This is a genomic window from Phycicoccus sp. Soil802, from assembly GCF_001429605.1.
In the GTDB taxonomy this organism is placed as follows: Bacteria; Actinomycetota; Actinomycetes; order Actinomycetales; family Dermatophilaceae; genus Pedococcus.
Map to the genome: position 1 here is coordinate 398,180 of NZ_LMSS01000007.1, position 18,326 is coordinate 416,505.

The window sequence follows — 18,326 nt, forward strand, 5'->3', positions numbered from 1 at the left end:
CTCGGCCCAGGCGGTGGTCGGCGGGTTCCAGCCCGCATTCAAAGACCTCCCGCTCATGACGGGAATGGTTCTGCTGGGGGTTGGATGGCGCGCCCGGCGCGGTGTTGGATCAGCTGCGTGGCGTCGGCGCGGTGCTGCATCCAGGCGGCGTCGGCTGCACCGATGATGCCGGCGTTGTTGGTCGACTGAGCGAGCCGGACCGGGGTTCGCGGGTTGAGGTGGTGAAGCCACTTTTCGGGGTTCTTGGAGATGCCGCCGCCCAGGATGATCAGGTTGGGCCAGACGAGGTTTTCCAGGGCCTTCAGGTAGGTGTCGGCGCGAGCGCCCCACTCGGCCCAGGTCAGCTGGTCGCGTTCGCGGGCTGACGCGGCCGCGCGGCGTTCGGCCTCAACGTTGTCGATCTCGATGTGGCCGAGTTCGGAGTTGGCGACCAGCTCGCCGTTGTTGATCACGGCGACACCGATGCCGGTGCCGAAGGTGACCACAACGACGACGCCTTGCTGGCCCCGGGCTGCGCCGTAGTGAGCTTCGGCGAGGCCGGCGGCGTCGGCGTCGTTCAGAAAGGTCGATGGCCCATCTAGCCGGGGACCGATGAGCTGGTGCAAGGAGGAACCGATCCAGCTGTCGTCCAGGTTGGCGGCGGTGTGAGCTACGCCGTTGAGGACGACGCCGGGGAACGCGACGCCTACAGGGCCGGCGAAGTCGAAGCGGGCGGCAACGGCGGCAACGACGTCGGACACGTCGGTCGGCGTTGCTGGTTGTGGGGTATCAAGCCGGTACCGCTGACTGACCAGGGAGCCTGATGAGATGTCCACCAAACCGCCTTTGGTTCCGGTGCCCCCGATGTCGATGCCAAGGGCGACATCTGGCTGGTCGCTCATTGGGGTGCCACCAGACGCTCGCGGAGGAACTGAACCTTGCTTTCGTCGTGCTGCCTGCTGTGAGAGTGCACGCCGAATGGATTGACCTCTATGCGCTTTCGCGCGGTGATGGCGTTATAGGCAGCGAAGACGGTTGATGGCGGGCACACTCGATCCATCAGGCCCACAACCATCGAGGTGTCTGCCGTGATGCGGCGTGCGAGTAGAGCGTTGTCTATGTAACGCAGCGTGTCGCGGGCGGCCTGGACCAGGTCGAAGTGCATGGCGAGGAAGTCGGAAATCTCGGCGTACGGGTACTCGTCGGAGAGTGTGATCGCGCGCTGGATGTCGCACAGGAAAGGTACGTCTGCCGCGCAGACCCGTACTGCTGGTGGCAGAAGTGCTGCCGCTGCGAGGGCGAGCGCGCCGCCCTGACTGCTGCCGGTGACGCCGATGCGATCAGGGTCTACGCCGGGTAGCTGAGCGGCGACCTCGACTGCACGAACGGCGTCGACATAGAGCCGGGTGTAGTAGTAGTCCTCGGGGTGGGTGATGCCTCTCGTCATGACCTCGGCTCGTTCCGCGAAGGTCCCTGTGCCGTCCGGCGTGGCTCCGGTTGACCAGCGACCGCCTTGCCCACGGGTGTCCATGACGAGGTTGGCGAAGCCGACGGCCGCGAGCGCGAGGTGGTCGCTCGGGACGCTGCGCCCGCCTCCGTAGCCGATGTAGGTGATGACCAGCGGCAGCTGGGTGTCGCCCGACCCTGCTGGGCGCAGGTACCAGCCGCGTACGCGGTCACCGCGAGCGCCGGAGAACTCGACGTCCCAGACTGGCAGGTCTCCGTAGACCTCTGGGCGGTGGCGCGTCATCGTGGTCGGCCGGGCCGCTGCTCGCGCTTCGTCGATCCGGGCGACCCAAAACTCGTCGAGGCCCTCAGGCTCGACCGTGGTCGTGCGGTACGTGCGCAGTTGGTCCTCGGGTAGGTCGAACCAAGGCATGGCGTGGGCCTTTCGGTGCTGGCGAGGATGGAGGATGCACGCTGGATTAGAAGCGTCGGTGGACGGTGGCGTACGTGACGAGGACGCAGGGTCACGGCCTGACCCTCCGTCCTCACTTGGTGCACGAGCGTTAGGTCTGCGCTGTCACTGGCGGCGGGCCGATGCGTACGTGTCCCAGGCGGCTAGGGCTCGCACGTAGTAGGCCGCTCGGTAGGTGGTGGGGTCGTAGCCGTTCCACGCCTCGGGGGTGTTGAAGGCGAAAGCACCACCTGCGGCTGCGCTCGGGCTGTAGATCTGGTGCACCAGACCTTCCGCGAGCTCGTTGCCGTCGGCGACCAGGTCGGGTCGTCCGAGCCGTCGGCCTTCCCGAATGAGCGTCCCGGCGAGCTCGAAGTTCGTCCCGGTCCACACCTCTGCGGCCTGGAAACCGAGTTCCAGGGGTCGGTTGAGCAGGAACGGGTAGGGCTTGCCACCGTAGGGGACGAGATTCGGCGCTCCGAGCATGTGCCCTGTGGAGTCCTTCAGCTGCGTCATGAGGTCGAAGGTGTTGGTCAGGTGGGCGGCCACGTGTGCAGGCGGATTGATGTCCGGCAGCCCGAGCTGCTCGGCCACGTGCTGAGGCCACAGGACGTCGACGAAGGCATCCGTGGACCGGGCTCCTGCGTCAGTGAACTTGTAGTAGCTCCCGGTCCAGAAGGCCGCCTCATACGCAGAACGGGAAGTGGCCCGCGTGTGGTCGAGGGCGGCGAGATCCACCGCCGAGGCTGCGGGGATCCCGAGCCGTTTGGCGTCCTTTGTAGCGGCTGCCATGATGTCTGCGGCCAAGACGTACAGGCCGGAGTTGTAGACACCATGCACTCCACCGGACTGCCCCATGATGTCGTAGGTGCTGGCGAAGGCGGCCGGCTCCGTGGGCAGCGTGTCGCCCTGCGGTATCCGAGATTGCACGTCGTGCGTCCAGGCGCGGAGCATCGCAGGGTAGATGTCGCGCAACAGTGCGTCGTTGCCGGAGCTGTGATAGGCGCCGTACGAACGGATCAAGTACTTGGCCGGACGGTCGAAGAAGGTGGTCTCGGGTACGGCTGGGCTGGTGGAGTTCTCCCATAGCAGCCACGGTGCGGTCAGGTGCCACCAGATATAGCTGCCGACCGGGCCGTTGAAGCCCGGGCTACCGGGCACTCGGCCGTTCGGGTCTTGGGTGACCATCTCGGAGGTCGCGCGTACCCAGGCGGCTTCGGTGGAGGGGAACAACTCGCGCAGAGCGATCGCCATCTGGCCTTGGACGTCGGTCTCCCCGGCGTCGGCCCAACCACCACCCGAAACCGTGTGGAACAGGTGGGTGCCAGGAACCGCCGAGCCTATCCGGGGTGCACCGGTCAGGTGTGGACTGGAGACGAGGCCGGATTCCCAGAAGGAGCCGTTGAACGGGAGCTGTCCGAGTTCGTTCAGAGCGGCTATGCGGATTGCGGGCGACACCGTGTTGTCGAATGCCACCGGCTTCCACCAGCGTGCCAGGGCTTTCGCTGCCTTGTCTTCGCGTGCGAGGTTCCGCGCCGCGATGGCGAAGCCCTGGTTGCCGGCATAGCTGCCCGGGATGTAGTTGTTTCGTGCGTCTTCCCGGGCTCCGTAATAGGAGGTGTAGCGCCGCATCCAGACTGTGTCGCCCGCGGTACCGAAAGTGATTTGCGGGAAGTCCCAGGCCAGGACGAAGTGAACGGTTTGCGTGTGATGGGCAGGCAGGTTCATCGAGACTGCTAGGGCGCTGGCGGAGCTGCTGTCGTCGAGGGCAGCGTTGGGCAGGGCACCGGTTGCCTTGAAGGGGGTGTAGATGTCGGAGCCGTCGCCGTCGGCGTCCCAGGAGGTTGCGTAGGTGACTCGCTGTCCGGGTTCACTGCGAACGGCAGTGGTCCACTCGCTGTTCTGCGAGTCTGCGGTGTTGGCGGGGCTGGACGCCCCCAGCGTGATGCCGGTGATCTTGTTGCGGTGATCGACCGTCTTGTGGCTGGTGTAGCCCGTGCGGACACTGGACACCGGGCTGGGGGTGTTCTGGACAGTGCTGGCCACGTGGGTTGGCGCGTTCGGGAAGGTGAACATCGTCGACACCTTCGTCGCCTTGCTCGTCTTGTTCGTGAGTTGCACGTCGAAGTAGGCCACCGGTTGGGACGAGGACTCGTCGTTGCCGGCCACGATGGGAGACCAGAATGTGGTCGACACAGAGGTGGAGGGCACGGGGTCGGTGTAGTCGATCCGGCCGAAGGGGTAGAGCGCGCTGTACGTCCCCTTGCCAGCATCTAGGGTCGACCAGGCAGGAAGGACGGAACCGAACTCGGAGCTGTTGACGGCGAGCGTCCTCGTCGAGGCACTTCGGCCTTGCTGCTGTTCGCGGATGTGGATGGCAGCCTGAGGAAGGATGCGCTTCTCGTAGTTGGAGTTTGTGGCTCCGCCCATGTTCCACGGACCGAAGGTCCCAGCTTGGTTGATCATGAAGGAACCCGCTCCAAGGCCACCGAGCGGGATGCCGAGGCCGGGCTGCGCCATCGGGTTGCCGAGCGCGAAGGGAACGGTGTCGGGTGCGGAGGCATCCCCCGCGCACCGCTGCCAGTCGTGAACGCTGCATGGGACACTTCCAATGACTCCGAGGGGTCGTTGGTATGCAGCGTCACCAAGGTCCGAGTGCCGCCCCGGTTGCGCGGCTGGCGCCAGCGGCACCGACGCTAGTGCCGGTGCGATGCCCGTAGCGGCGATGCCGACTGCGACAGCAACGGCTGCTCGGCGCCTGCGGGCGCTCCGGCTTCTGGAGAAGGTTGGATCTTTCATGACTTGACTCGCTTCCGGTCGGCACTGACGGATGGGACATTCCGAAGGCGCCCGAGGACGGCCTTTGGGCTCGATGGGGGCTGAAGATCAACGCCGGGCCGCGGCACTGACGACCCCCTGCCGGGGCGTCGTCGGCTCGACCCACGCGCCGGTGCGCGCTGACTCCAGAACGGCGTCGGTCAGTGCGGCTGCGCGAAGCCCGTCCGCGAAGGTGGGTAGGCCATCCGGTCGCTCGCCGCGCACCGCCCGATGGACGTCTCTGACGAAGTTGGTGAAGCAGTCTTGGTATCCCTGGGGGTGCCCTGCAGGGACCAGGTCGTAATGGGGGCCGATGACTTGGTCCTCCGCGGCACGCGGCAGTTCCACGTTGTGGCCCCGACCGCCGATCCAGAGGGAGTCCGGGTCTTCCTGGTCGAACTGGTACGAGGCGTCGGCGGTGTCGATGGAGAACCACAGCCGGTTCTTGCGACCGGGTGAGATCTGGCTGATGACGCTCGAACCGATCGCCCCGTGGTCGGTGACGAACTGTATGACTGCGGCGTCTTCAGTGCCCGATCCCCCGGCTCCTGTTCGCGGTAACGCCAACAGTTGCGCACTGACCCGCGCGATGCGGTGGCCGGTCACGAACTCGACCAGGTCACACCAGTGGACGCCAATGTCGCCGAAGGCTCGCGAGTGTCCTCCGAGGGCGGGGTCGACCCGCCAGTTCGTGTCGTCGGGACGTGACAACCAGTCTTGAAGGTAGCTGCCGTGGATGATCCGGACGCTGCTCTTCGGGGAGGCGAGGACACGTGCCCGGGCTTCGCGAACCGAGCCGTAGAAGCGGTACGCGAATGGGATCGCGTGGACCACTCCAGCCGCGGTTGCTGCCGCCTCGAGGTCCTCGGCATCCGAAGTGCTCGTGGCCAGCGGCTTCTCACAGATCACGTGCACGCCTGCGGCGATCGCTTCGTGCGCGAGCTCTAGGTGGGTGTGGTTGGGGGTGCAGATGTGGACAACATCGACCTGGCCCCCGTTCAGTGCCTGCTCCAGGGCGGTGTATGCCGACTCCGCGCCGAAGCGTGTCGCAGCGGCGGCCGCTTGGTCGGCGCTGCGCGAGACGACGGCCGCCACGGTGCCCCCAGAGGCGCGTACCGCCCGAGCATGAACGTCGCCCATGAATCCCGTCCCCACGATTACAGACCGAATGGCTGACGGGATGGCGGTAGGGCTCATGACGTCAGACCCGGGGCGGTGGCGAACGCGGAGTCGAACGACATTTCAGGCGGTTCAAACAGCTGGCTGCGCAGGTACCTCACAGCCTCGGCTGCGCCCTGCAGACGGTCCATGCCGGCGTCTTCCCACTCGACGGAGATGGGTCCGTCGTATCCGATGGTCGTGAGCATGCGGAAGCACTCGGCCCAGTCCACGTCGCCGCGCCCGGTCGACACGAAATCCCAACGGCGTCGCGGGTCGGCCCAAGGCAGGTGGGATCCGAGGATGCCGCGGCGACCGTCGGGGGTCCGCATCTTGGTGTCTTTGCAGTCGACGTGGTAGATCCGGTCGCGGAAGTCCCAGATGAAGTTCACCGGGTCGATGCCCTGCCACACCATGTGCGAGGGGTCCCAGTTGAGGCCGAAGGCGGGCCGGTGACCGACTGCCTCGAGTGCGAGCTGGGTGGAGTAGTAGTCGTAGGCGATCTCGGAAGGGTGAACCTCGTGCGCGAACCGGACGCCGACCTCGTCGAAAACGTCGAGAATCGGGTTCCACCTCGCGGCGAAGTCTCGGTAACCCGCCTCGACCATGGCGGCGGAAGCCGGCGGGAACATCGCGACGTACTTCCAGATCGACGACCCGGTGAACCCGACGACGGTGGTCACGCCCAGCCGGGCGGCTGTGCGCGCCGCGTTCTTGACCGCCTCAGCCGCCCGATGACGAACTCCCTGCGGGTCGCCGTCACCCCAGACGGAGGGAGCCAGGATGCCTTGATGGCGTTGGTCTATCGGGTCGTCGCAGACGGCCTGACCTTGGAGGTGCGCGGAGATCGCATACACGCGCAGGCCAAAGCTGTCGAGGATCTTCCGCCGCTCGGCGATGTAGGCGTCGTCGACGGCGCCGCGTTCGGCGTCGAGGTGGTCGCCGGAACAGGCGATCTCCAGTCCGTCGTACCCCCATGAGGAGGCCAGCCGGCATACTTCCTCGAATGGCAGGTCCGCCCATTGGCCGGTGAACAGAGTCAGGGGTCGCCGCATGGCGTTCTCCTATTCGTAACGCTTCGGTGCTGGTGAGCGGTGGGCGAACTACTGGCCGGCGAGCGAGCCGCCGATTCCACCCACGCTGAAGTACTTGTTGAGCAGCACGAAGATGAGGACAGGCGGGATCATCATCACGACGGCGATGGCCATGACTCCGCCCCAGTCGGTCGTGTTCTGCTGGAAGAAGGACTGCACGCCCAGAGGCAGCGTGAACGCGACGGCTGAGCGTAGAAAGACGATGGCGACGAGGTAGTCGTTCCAAGCGACGAGGAACGTGAAGATGGCGGTGGACAGGACGCCGGGCAGGGAGTTGCGCAGCACGACCTGGGCGAAGCCTCGGAAGAGTGACGCGCCGTCGATCCAGGCGGCTTCCTCGAGGGAGATGGGGATGGAGTCCATGTAGGCGGCCATCATCCAGGTGGCGACCGACATGGCGGAGGCGACGTAGACGATCGTGACGCCGAACAGGTTGTCGATCAGGCCGAGTTTGGCAAACAGGATGAACAGGGGGATGACCGAGGTGACCACGGGCAGGCTCTGGAAGACGAACAGCAGAAGTGAATAGCCGGACACGGCCCTACTGCGGCCCCTGGAGAGGACGTAGCCGGCTGGCGCCGCGACCGCGACCGACACCACGACGGTGCCGAGGGTGACGAGCAGGCTGTTCTGAAGCCAGAGAATGACATCGCTATTGGCAAAGACGTTGCTGAAGTTCTCGAGGGTGAACCCGCTGGTACTCGAGGTCACCGTGGGGGTGAACGCCAGAAACATCACGACGGCAATGGGTATCAACGTGACGACCACGATGAACAGGACGAGGACGAAGCGCCACCACTGCCCGCGGGTGCCCTTCTCCTGTGATGTCAGCAGTTGCTTGCCGGCGACCTGGCCGACCTTGGCCGTTTGGTGGACGATAGCCATCAGATCGCTGCCTTTCGGATCTGCCGGTAGAGGAGGGTGGCGATGACCACCAGCACGACGGTCATCATGAACGCGACCGCGACTCCGAGGCCGACTTGCTGGTTCTGGAAGACGGTTCTGTAGGCGAGGACGACCAGGGAGTTGGTGGCGTCGATCGGACCACCGCCGGTGAGCAAGAAGATGGTCGGGAAGTCGTTGACGCAGAAGATCGTCATGAGGATCCATGAGATGTACGTGGACCGGGCGATGATCGGCAGGGTGATCCAGCGCAGCTGCTGTGGGCTGCTCGCGCCGTCCATTCTGGCCGCCTCGTAGACGGTCTCGTCGACGCTGGCCAGGGCTGCGCTGGACATCAGCATCATGAACGGGAAGCTGACCCACACCTTGAACACGCAGACCAGAATCCGGGCCCAGGTCGGATCGGCGAGGAACAGCGGCGGGGCGAGGCCGAGGTTCTCGAACAGCATGGGAATTGGGCTGGAGCTGGTAGCGACCAGCCAGTTGATCGCGGTCGAGGAGACGACGATGGGCACGACCCAGGGCAGCAGCAGCAGCACCTTGAAGATGCCACCGGCAGGTATGCGGGTGCGCAGAAGCAGCGCCAGCCCAAGCCCGATGATCCAGCTGCCGAAGACCCCGACCACCGTGAAGACCACGGTGAACCCGGCGGCCTTCCAGAACGTGGGGCTGTTCAGGTTGTCGATGTAGTTCTGCAGCCCCACGAACTGCCCGGGGTTGATCAGGGTGCCATCGTGTAGCGACTGCCGGAACGCCTGGATGAGCGGCCACCCATGGATCAGCAGCAGCAGCACGATGGACGGCAGAGCCAGGAAGAACATGGTCCACGTACCGGGCTTGAACCGTCGCCCGCCCGGCGTCCCGGGGGCACGCCTCTCCCGGGTCGACGTGGCCGTGGTCGTGGACGTCATGTCACGACTTCACGATGCTGGACAGGCCCTGCTGCAGGGTCGTCAGCGCCGACTTGGCGTCGGTCCGCCCGCCGAGGACCGCTTGGGCGAACTGGTTCAGCGGCTGGCTGCCGTCGACCTGGCCGATCGCGCCGAACAGCTTGTCCGAACGTGCGCCAAAGGTCTTGGCAACCGGCTGGTACTCCTTGACCACCTTCGCCTTGGCCTCGTCCTTCTGGAACTCGGGCAGGTCGACGATGGACTGCAACACGGGGAGAGCGCTGATGACGCCCTGCTGCCAGTACGACTTCATGTTCTTGATGTAGTAGGACACGAACGCCTCAGTCGCCTGCTGGGACGGGGTGTTGGTGTACATCATGATGCTGTTGACGTACGCCAGGATTGCCTTGTCGCCGTGCGGACCTGTCAACGGGCTGGCAACCACCAAGTCTCCGGTGGTGTCTCCGATCGAGTCGTTGAGGCCCGCAGTGTGAATGCCGAACGCGTTCTTCTTGTTCTTCCATTGGGCAAGGAGATTGTCCGCGGAGTAGCTGACTGAGGCACGGTCGCTGATGCCGGCCTTGACCAGCTCGATGACGAAGTCGATGGCCTCGACGTTGCGCTCGTTGAGCAGGTCGAGCTTGCCGTCGGGCGAGAAGATGCCGCCGCCGTTGTTGATCATCATCATGACGATCCCCTGGACACCGAAGCTGTTGCCTGCTCCCGCCCCCAAACCGAAGCCGAAGTAGCCCTTCTTCTTCAGTGCGGCCCCGGCGGTCATCAGCTCATCCCATGTTGTGGGGATCGTCGCGCCGGCGTCGTCGAACAGGGACTTGCGGTACCACCAGACCCGGTAGTCGGACTGCCAGGGGACGCCGACGTATCCCTTGTCGGTCTTCATCGCCTCGATCGTGCCGGGGAGGAAGTCCTTCTTGAAGCCTTCCTTCTCCCACGTCGAGATGAGGTTGTCGGCCATGGCGATGTAGCCCTGGTCGGCGAACTGGAAGGCCTGGAACCCGCCGCCGGAGCTCGCCGCGGGACCGGTCTTGGATGCCAGTGCCGAGGAGAACGTGGTCGTGAAGTTGTTCCACTGGATTCGTTGCAACGCCGCCCCTGGCAGCCCCTTCGCCGGCTTGTATGCAGCGACCAGAGCCTGCGAGGCCTTGTCGTACGTGCCTGTGGACCATGGCATGTCCCAGAACTTCAACGTCCCGGCGGCGCCACCGGAGCCGGTCTGGGTTTTCGACTCGGCGCAGGCCGCCAACCCTGGGATGAGGGCCAGGCCCGCAGCCGCGCCTGTGACCTTGAGAAAGCCGCGTCGGGAGAAGTCGGGGATGCTCAGGTTGCTCATGATGGTTCCTCTCGTGGATGTGCATGGATGTCGAGCCAGTTGGGTCGGGGTAGAGGGGCTATTGCGGTGGAAGGACGTTGTTGACCAAGGTCAGCTCCGCTCTCAGCTCGACTAAGTCCGTGGTCAGCGTGGCCCCGGTAACGGCGGCATGTAGTCGGCGCCAACCCGCACGGTGTGAGGTCTCCCAGAGGGTCGGCATCGTGGTGGCTCCGCTCGGCGTGGTGCGGACCAGCACAGCAGGGCGGGCGGTGGCGGGGTCCGGCAGGACAAGCTCCACCGAGGCGTTGGCGGCCAGTCCCCGAACTCGAAGCGAGGGCGGAGCGCCGGAGGTGACGTGGGCACTGAGAAGTACGAACGATCCTGCAGTCGTCGAAGCGCGGAGGTAGTAGCCGCTGCCGTTCCAGCTCAGTCGGTGGAGGTCGACCACGGGCTGACCGACGCGGCGCAGCGTGGCCAGCTGGTCGAGGAGGGTGGCGCCCAGATTCGACTCTTGTTGATCCGTGGCCGCGATCTCGATCATCCCTTCGGCGGGCCAGCCGACGAACGCCTCAGCCGCCGCGGCCAGGGCAGGGTTACCCGCGAACCGGTAGTCGACGACCACCGGAACCGAGAGGTCGTCGGGTACCTGGTTCGCCGGGACGGGAGTCGGTTCGACAATCAGCAGGCCACGGAGGTCGTGGAGAAGGCATTCGGCGGTTCGCTGCGGCCAGTCGGGCCCCCCGTGGACGACGAACAGATCGGCCGCGTTCTCGGATGCTTTGGCCACCAACGAGATCGGTAGGGATGCGATCACGGGAAGGACGTCGCCGGCGACGGCTTCGTCAGGTCCGGCGCTGACCCTCAGGGCGGTCATCGGACACCAGCTGGCTCGGGGCTGCTCGCTAGGGCGCTAGATGCCTTTGCGGAGAGGTCAAGGGCGAACGTCAGATCTGCAATCAGATCCGTCGGGGAAAAGTGGGCCGGCTCGCCGTGAGCGATGTCGTACAGGTGCTGCCACTGCTCGACGTACCCGTTCCGCCCGCTCGGCGCGAAATGCACCTGCTTGCCGGCTGAGCTGATGGCTGCCTCGGCGGAGCCGGCTTGAACATAGGAGGGCGTGAACTTGATTGAGCCGACGCGGTCGTCTGCGTATACCTCCAACAACCAGTTTGGGCTCCAGTTGTCAGACATGTGTGCGTGCAGCTCAACGACCTGGTCGCCACAGGAGAACACGACCAGATATCCGAACGGGTTCAGCGCCTGCGCCGTGTGCACGACGATGCCGTCTGTTGTGCTCAGGAAGGCACGGATCAAAGGAAGGTCGTGGATGGCGAGGCCCAAGATCCCGCCACGAAGCCGGTTTGCGCGGTCGTCGACCGAGTTCGGGGGGGAGGGCTCCTGTGGCGGTTGGCGGTTGGCCACTTCCGTGGCGAAGTCCTCAAAGCGAGTGTTGGGCGGCAGAACCACAGAGCAGCGGATGTGAGATGCGCTCCCTCGAGCTGGCCCCCAGGCCTTGGTGAACGAGACCCAACCGGGGTCGTAGGTGTGCATGGCGCCGACGATGATGGGCACACCGGTCTCCTGTGAGACTTGCGCGATCCGTGACGCTTCATCGGAGGTGGTCGCAAACGGCTTTTCGCACAACACCGCTCGCTTACCTGCCCGGCAGGCGGCGATGACCTGCTCGGCGTGGAACTGGTGGGGGCTGCATACCGCGACGACGTCCACCTCGGTGTCTTCCAACACTTCGTCGACCGACGTGGTTCCTCGAGCGCCGACTCGGGCGGCGACCCCGTCGGCGGTTGCCTCACTGACGTCCATCACCGCGCGCACGGTGAAGAGGTCGGTCAGTCGCGCCAACGCAGGTAGGTGGATGGCCTGCGTCACCGGGCCGCTTCCCAGAAAGCCGACACCGAGCGTGGAGGAGGCCGTCATGACGCGATCACGTCGAAAGCTGGGTTGGCCTCGAAGTAGCTCAGGCCCGCACGGGCGCTCTCAACCCGCGACGGCAGGTTCGGTACATCTACCTCAAGGACCGCCCACCCGTCGAAGCCTTCCAGGGCAGCGATCACCGCGTCGAGGTCGACGTCGCCACGTCCGGGCTCGGTCCACACGTGGCGCACAGAGGTCGCATCTTGGTAGTTGTCCCTTCGTTCGCGGGCGGTTGCGGCTGCGGCTGCGTCGACATCCTTGATGTGAACGCAGGCCACGCGAGTCGCGTAGGCCTTGATCAGGCGCCCCGGATCGGCGCCGCCCCAGAACAGATGCCCCGTGTCGGGACCGAACGCCAAGGCCGAACCCTCGGACCAGTCCAGTACGGCCCGGATCTCTTCCTCGGTCTCCACCCACGAGCCGACGTGCGAGTGCAACGCGGCGGTGACTCCTTCCGACTGCATGACCTCAGCGGCCGCCACAATGCCGTCAGTGAGCCGCCTCAGTCGTTCGTGGTCTGGGAGGTGCCCGACAGCCGGACGAGCCATTCGCTCGGTCGCCATCTCGGACGCGATGAACATCTCAGAGAGGCCGAGCTCGAGGTGTACTTCGGCGGCGCGGCGGGCCCGCTCGAGGACCTCGGCCCCGGAACCCACGTCGGCAAAGTGCTCGGAGAAGTACCCGGGGGCCGGCACGAACCCGTAGTCCGCGAGCGTCTGGCGGTAACCGACGACCGTCATGTCGTCAGGGACCTGGGCGTGTAGCGCGCGGAACCCCACCTCACGCAGGTCAGCCAAAGCGTCGACCAGGACCGTGCGGCTCAGCTGGAACCGGCCGTCGCTGAGCACCCACGGCAGCGGGTTGACGGCGACCTTCATCGTCTGACCAGACATCGGTGTCCTTGTCCTTGCGCCAGCGGGGGTGCGAGTCGGCGAGGCGGGGTTGGCCTCGGCACTTCCATCGCGCGATCCGGTGTGGGTAGCGGTTCTGCGGTGTGACGCCGAACATATGGACCTGAGAGCCAAAAGTCAAGGTTTTGCCCGCAAGGGATGTAACCCCGAGGGATGTAACCTTGGCTGCGCCCGACCACCCTTCGGAGGAAACGTGTCAAAACGGCTCGCCAGTACCCCACCTGTCGCGTCCAGCGATACCCACCTCGAGCAGGTGCTACGGCTGATCCTCGAGGGCAGCGCGAATACCCGACCCGACCTCGTCCGGGTGACCGGCCTCAGCCGAAAGATCGTCATTCAGCGGGTTGATCAGCTCATCGCGATGAGCCTCGTCCGCGAGGGTCCGACGGTCGCTTCCACTGGGGGACGACCACCTGGTCGGCTTGACTTCGTCGCGGACGCCGGCAGCGTGCTCGCGGTCTCGCTAGGAGCCACCGGCCTGACGGCCGCTATCACCGACCTTTCCGGCCATGTCCTGGCGACGCGTCATCGCCGGTTGCCGTTGGGAGCACGTCCCGACGTGGCACTGGCAGCCGCAGAGGCGGTCTTCACGCGGTTGCTTGAGGACCGCCCGACAAAGGCTCGTGGCCCTCTGCGCGGAATCGGTGTCGGCGTGCTCGGCCCGGTCGGACCCGACGGTCTGACCATGGATACGACGCGCGACGGGGGATGGGCTGGCTTCTCTGTGGCCGACTGGTTCAGCTCTAAGTACAACGTGCCCGTGTGGGTCGACAACGAGGTCAACATGATGGCCGCAGGCGAGGCGCGCGAGCGTTCTACCGATGGGTGTCGGAACATGCTGTATGTGAAGATGGGTACCGGAATTGGTGCGGGACTGATCAGCGACGGAGTCCTCTACCGCGGCGCCTCAGGTGTGGCCGGCGAGATCGGCCACATGACGATTTCCAACGATCGGTCCTTGGTCTGCTGGTGCGGCAACTCCGGGTGCCTGGGCACCTTGGCAAGCGGGCGAGCGATCACCAAGTTCGGTATCGCCGCGATGCGCAAAGGAGACAGCCCATTCCTTGAGGGGATGCCGCCGCGTCAGATCCGGGACGAGCACATCGTTGCCGGCGCGCTCGCCGGTGATGAAGCATGCGCCCAGATCATGGCGCGGGCAGGTGAAGCCCTTGGCCTTGCTGTCGCCGGGGCAACGAACTTGATCAACCCGGCCTTGATCGTCATCGGGGGCCGCGTAGGAGGCAAGGCGGGACACCTCCTGACAGAACCGGTCCGTCAATCTGTCGACAAGCGCTCATTTCCGCTCGCGACGGAGAGTCTGCAGATCGAGAGTTCACAGAACGCAAACATCGCTGGCGTCGCTGGTAGCGCCGACACGGTGATCCGCGGGCTACTTTCCGGCGAACAGCTCGAGGCGTGGCAGACGGCCGTTGATGATCCCTCTATGGAGCCGGCTGCTGGATAGTGCGTACTGCGCCTGAGCGAGTGGCTTGGCGTTCCCGGCAACCGGTCGTCAACAGGTCGCTGGTGGCATCCTGGGCTGGCGGCTCGAGGGTCTTTGGGGTCGTGCCGGGATGCGTTCTCAGTGGGATCTGCCCGGGCCCGCTGCGGGCGGCTGCTCTGGGCCTTCTCCCGCACGGTGATGGAAGGGTGCCGCTTCAGTGGCCAGTGCGGTCAGCGCGTCGAGCTGCGCCGGTTCGAGCTCGACTTCGGCTGCCGTGGCGTTGGCCTGCAGCTCTTCAATGGTTTCGGCGCCGACGATGGCAGAGGCGACCGCCGGGCGGGACAGCAACCAAGCCAACGACACCTGGTACGGCCGCAGCTCCCAGTTGCGGCTGAGCCGGTCGACTTCGCGGCCGATAGCGATTTCGGCGGCGGTGAAGCCTGCTCCGGAAAAGCGTCGGTCGCCTGCCACCTCGCGGTCCAGAACTCCAAGGTCAGCTAGCAGCCCGCCATGCAGCGGAGCGTAGGGGACGAGGGACAGACCGAACTGCTCGCAGGCCGGTGCGAGTTCGCGTTCGGCTGCCCGGTCGATGAGGTTGTACTTCACCTGAGCGGCAACGGGCGCCTGATGACGCCGGTCGTCAGCGATCCACAGAGCTTGGATGATCTGCCAGGCGGGATGGTTGGACAAGCCGACATAGCGGATCTTACCTTGCCTGATGAGATCGTCGTACGCCCCAAGGGTCTGCTCCAGCGGTGTGTCCGGATCGGGGTCGTGGGCGTAATACAGGTCGATGTAGTCCGTTTCCAGGCGACGCAGGCTGGTCTCGACCTGGCGGAAGATGTGGCGCCGCGACAGGCCTCGGTCGTTGATGTTCAGTCCGACGATGCCGTTGCACTTGGTAGCAATCACGATTTCGTCGCGGCGGCCGCGGAGGGCCTGGCCGAGGATCTGTTCGGCCGGTTCACGATCGGCGGCGGCTGGGGCGCCGGGCCGGTCGAAAACCGGCATGTTGCCGTACACGTCGGCGGTGTCGACGAAGTTGATGCCAACGTCGATCGCAGCGCGAACGAGCCGATCGGCGTCTTTCGCGGCGGGAGCCACCCCGAAAGTGGCAGTTCCCAGACAGATCCGGGACACCTTCAAACCTGTCGTACCGAGGACGGAGTACTTCATCAGCATTTCCTTCTCTTATGCGGCGGGCAGGCCAGGCGGGAGTAGCCGCAACCTCAAGAGAAGCAGAATTGCCTAGGTGATGCGGTGCCGACGTCGAGTCTTGTGGCGACCATGCAGGGGCTAGGCGACGGCGCGGGCCCGAGGCTCGACCGCCACTAGCGCCTCCACTGCCGCGATCAGGCGGCTGACGACCTGCTCATCGCCCAGCACATCGACGTCCGTGGTGGTTTGCGAGAACTCGATGTGCTCCGGCACAACCGCACCCGCGATGGCTGCCGACCGACGAGCGTGGTCGTGCGCCCACCTACCGCCGTACTGGCTGGACGTCGTGCCTACCGCCGCGAACGGTTTGCCGGTGATTGCGCCGCGCCCGTAGGGCCGAGACAGCCAGTCGATTGCGTTGTTCAATACCGCTGGCATGGTGCCGTTGTACTCCGGCGTTACGGCCAACACCCCGTCGGCACCAGCCACCAGCTCCCGCAGCCGCTGGGCAGAAGGCGGGACGGACGCGGCGTCGAGGTCCTGGTTGTAGAACGGGATCTCGCCCAGCCCGTCAGCGATCACGACCTCGACGCCTTGCGGTGCGCGCTCGACGACCGCCTCGGCGACACGGCGATTGAACGAGTCTTTCCGCAGGCTTCCGACAAGCACAACAAGGCGGGTGGCGGCGCTAGTGGTCATGGTGGGCTCCTGAAGGCTGTGTGAGGGTTTGGCTTTACTGACCTAAACGGACCATGGTCCGCTTATGTTCCCACCCCTACACTGCGGCCATGAGTGGCCACCCGCTCCCGCTGCTCGAGGGCCCCCGACCCGAGCGCTCTGATGCGGCACGCAACCGCGAGGCATTGCTCGCGGCCGCCCGCCGGATGGTCGAGGACAACGGCGTCGAGTCGGTGACCATGGATGCGCTTGCCCGGGAGGCGGGCGTCGGCAAGGGAACCGTCTTCCGTCGGTTCACCAGCAGGGCTGGCCTCATGGCGGCACTTCTCAACCATGGAGAGGCACAGTTTCAGGCCCTGGTGATGAGCGGTCCGCCGCCCCTGGGCCCCGGCGTTGAGCCCTGGGAGCGACTGGTCGCATTCGGCCGCACTCGCCTGGAGTACAACCTCCAGGCGGCCCGCCTCATTGAGGCGGCGGGGCAGCCTGGCCGCCGCTCCGTCGCCGCCAAATCGTTCACCACGCTTCACGTCATACATCTGTTGCGCGAGCTGGACGTGCGCGGAGACGTGCAGTTCCTCGCGAAGGCCCTTCTGGCACCCCTGGAGTCCGTGATCGTCGAGGAGGCCGTGCAGTTGGAAGGGTTCGCCGTGGACCGATTCGTCGCCGGCTGGCAGGACCTCGCCCGCCGCGTCATCGAGGGCTGAGAACATAACCGGCGATGCCACACCCAGCCAGCCTCTCTGGACGGCTGATGAGGGGCCAATGGCGCCGGCAGGAGCGCGGGGAGTCCATGTGATCCTCCGTTGGCGAGCTATAGCACGTGAAGCCGCACTCACCTCCAAAAGAGGTCCCGACCTGCGCGTCCGCCCACTTCTGAGAATGAGTTGTCGGAGGGCTCGCGGCCGACCCCAGCCAGACGTCTACTCGTGGACGCGCTCGACTTTGACGAGGCGTTGGCACACGGATCCGTCCTCACTTCGCCGCTGCGGGTACTGCAGGACGCGGCGCGCGCCAAGCGCCTCATCGGCGCGGAATAGGGAGGGTGCGCAACTCCATCGCGATTACATACCCCCACCCCGCGTGTCCGCGCAGGTCACGCGGCGCGTGAGTCCGACTGTCACGGCCTCCGGACCCCACATTTCCCCGCCCATTCCCCGCGCGCCCAAACAGGCGCCGCGTTTCTGCAGGTCAGAGGCCTGGCGCTCCGGCCGCAAATTTTCTTGCTCCACATACCCCACCCGGGTAACGACAGAGGGCTCTGTTCGCGTTGGCAGCCGGCGTCGAGCGTAAGGGGACGAGTGACCGCAGGGCTGCCATTCTCTGACGAGCACGGCTCCCGTGGTGCGGCAATCGCCCGAATCGACGCTGCACCGCCGGTGGGTCGTAGCCAATGGTGTCACCTCAGACTGCGGGCGGCTGCCAGTGGTTGGTCCCGACTTAGGCACGCAGATCTATTTGGGCGAGCCAGAATCGATCCGCTTCAGGGCGTGGAAGTCGTGTCGGCTCTTCGGGCCGCGATTCCGTGAAGGAGGAGATCGATCCATCGGTCGAGGGTGTCGGTGGGCTGGCCGGCGGGGATGTTGCTGACGAGGAGATAGAAGTCCTCGATTGACAGGTCCGAGCGGACGGTGCGGTCTTCGCGAGCTTGATTGATGATCGTCTGCAGGGCGGCGCCGCCTCGTCGCAGGTCGGAGGCATCGCCCTCGTCGGCGTCGACAGCGGCCGCGGCGGCTTTCGCGGCTTGGTTGGTCGCGGTTGCGATGACGATGTCCCGTAGGAGCGCGGTGAGCTCGGTGTATGCGGGACTGCCATCGCGCACGGCCGCCGCTGCGGTCTCGCTACGATCCGCCATCTGCGCGACGAACTCGCTCACAACCGACGCGACGAGATGCACCTTCGTCGGGAAGTGACTGTAAAGAGTGCCGACAGCAACGCCCGCAGCAGCAGCGATCTCATCCATGCCAACGTCGGAACCGTGGAGGGTGATCTGCGCTCGGGCAGCCTCGAGGATTTTCCCGCGGTTGCGCCGTGCGTCAGCGCGCACCGGCTTTCCTGCTGGCTGAGTCATGGAGTTGATCCTGTCATGGGTGATCGCACGGTTTGCAATTACTCGAACGATGGTTCAAGATGTAAGT

16 protein-coding genes are annotated in these 18,326 nt (G+C 65.6%); 2 read left to right on the top strand and 14 right to left on the bottom strand.

From position 1 onward, the window contains the following. Positions 1–53: 53 nt before the first annotated feature. The 11 genes from ppgK to ASG91_RS18815 form a co-directional block, all read right to left on the bottom strand. Positions 54–881 carry a polyphosphate--glucose phosphotransferase gene (gene ppgK, locus ASG91_RS18765; protein WP_056924139.1) on the bottom strand — a complete coding sequence of 276 codons (828 nt, stop codon included), beginning with the start codon at positions 879–881 and terminating at the stop codon, positions 54–56. Then, on the bottom strand, positions 878–1,858 hold the full coding sequence (locus ASG91_RS18770) for an acetylxylan esterase (protein ID WP_056924140.1): 981 nt from the start codon (positions 1,856–1,858) through the stop codon (positions 878–880). Before ASG91_RS18770 ends, ppgK begins: the two co-directional genes overlap by 4 nt. A 144-nt stretch (positions 1,859–2,002) precedes the next feature. Then, positions 2,003–4,396 carry a GH116 family glycosyl-hydrolase gene (locus tag ASG91_RS18775; RefSeq protein ID WP_056924141.1) on the bottom strand — a complete coding sequence of 798 codons (2,394 nt, stop codon included), beginning with the start codon at positions 4,394–4,396 and terminating at the stop codon, positions 2,003–2,005. Between the two features lie 366 nt (positions 4,397–4,762). Beyond that, positions 4,763–5,890 (bottom strand): Gfo/Idh/MocA family protein, encoded by a 1,128-nt coding sequence (locus tag ASG91_RS18780; RefSeq protein ID WP_056924142.1) that lies wholly within the window; start codon positions 5,888–5,890, stop codon positions 4,763–4,765. After that, positions 5,887–6,906, bottom strand: a complete 1,020-nt coding sequence (locus ASG91_RS18785; RefSeq protein WP_056924143.1) for a sugar phosphate isomerase/epimerase — start codon at positions 6,904–6,906, stop codon at positions 5,887–5,889. The genes ASG91_RS18780 and ASG91_RS18785 overlap by 4 nt, the downstream gene beginning before the upstream one ends. 48 nt (positions 6,907–6,954) lie before the next feature. Further along, complete coding sequence (locus ASG91_RS18790) at positions 6,955–7,830, bottom strand: carbohydrate ABC transporter permease (RefSeq protein ID WP_082594323.1); 876 nt, start codon at positions 7,828–7,830, stop codon at positions 6,955–6,957. After that, positions 7,830–8,759, bottom strand: coding sequence for a carbohydrate ABC transporter permease (locus tag ASG91_RS18795; protein ID WP_056924144.1), 930 nt, complete (start codon positions 8,757–8,759; stop codon positions 7,830–7,832). Before ASG91_RS18795 ends, ASG91_RS18790 begins: the two co-directional genes overlap by 1 nt. Position 8,760: 1 nt before the next feature. Continuing rightward, on the bottom strand, positions 8,761–10,089 hold the full coding sequence (locus ASG91_RS18800; protein ID WP_056924145.1) for an ABC transporter substrate-binding protein: 1,329 nt from the start codon (positions 10,087–10,089) through the stop codon (positions 8,761–8,763). A 58-nt stretch (positions 10,090–10,147) separates the two neighbouring features. After that, positions 10,148–10,942 (bottom strand): hypothetical protein, encoded by a 795-nt coding sequence (locus ASG91_RS18805; RefSeq protein ID WP_056924146.1) that lies wholly within the window; start codon positions 10,940–10,942, stop codon positions 10,148–10,150. Beyond that, a complete protein-coding gene (locus ASG91_RS18810) occupies positions 10,939–12,003 on the bottom strand; it encodes a Gfo/Idh/MocA family protein (RefSeq protein WP_056924147.1) in 1,065 nt (354 codons plus the stop codon). The genes ASG91_RS18805 and ASG91_RS18810 overlap by 4 nt, the downstream gene beginning before the upstream one ends. After that, entirely contained in the window at positions 12,000–12,893 is an 894-nt protein-coding gene (locus ASG91_RS18815) for a sugar phosphate isomerase/epimerase (RefSeq protein WP_056924148.1), read from the bottom strand. The genes ASG91_RS18810 and ASG91_RS18815 overlap by 4 nt, the downstream gene beginning before the upstream one ends. A 211-nt stretch (positions 12,894–13,104) precedes the next feature. Here ASG91_RS18815 and ASG91_RS18820 point away from each other — a divergent pair, with 211 nt between their 5' ends. Further along, on the top strand, positions 13,105–14,376 hold the full coding sequence (locus tag ASG91_RS18820) for an ROK family protein (protein ID WP_162257554.1): 1,272 nt from the start codon (positions 13,105–13,107) through the stop codon (positions 14,374–14,376). 117 nt (positions 14,377–14,493) lie between these two features. Here ASG91_RS18820 and ASG91_RS18825 read toward each other — a convergent pair whose 3' ends face one another. After that, entirely contained in the window at positions 14,494–15,531 is a 1,038-nt protein-coding gene (locus ASG91_RS18825) for an aldo/keto reductase (protein ID WP_082594363.1), read from the bottom strand. A 120-nt stretch (positions 15,532–15,651) separates the two neighbouring features. Next, complete coding sequence (locus tag ASG91_RS18830; protein ID WP_056924150.1) at positions 15,652–16,212, bottom strand: NADPH-dependent FMN reductase; 561 nt, start codon at positions 16,210–16,212, stop codon at positions 15,652–15,654. A gap of 89 nt (positions 16,213–16,301) precedes the next feature. Between ASG91_RS18830 and ASG91_RS18835 the strand changes: the two genes are divergently transcribed. Further along, positions 16,302–16,895 carry a TetR/AcrR family transcriptional regulator gene (locus ASG91_RS18835; protein ID WP_056924151.1) on the top strand — a complete coding sequence of 198 codons (594 nt, stop codon included), beginning with the start codon at positions 16,302–16,304 and terminating at the stop codon, positions 16,893–16,895. Between the two features lie 776 nt (positions 16,896–17,671). Here the strand turns inward: ASG91_RS18835 and ASG91_RS18840 are convergent. Next, positions 17,672–18,259 (bottom strand): TetR/AcrR family transcriptional regulator, encoded by a 588-nt coding sequence (locus tag ASG91_RS18840; protein WP_056924152.1) that lies wholly within the window; start codon positions 18,257–18,259, stop codon positions 17,672–17,674. Positions 18,260–18,326: the final 67 nt, after the last annotated feature.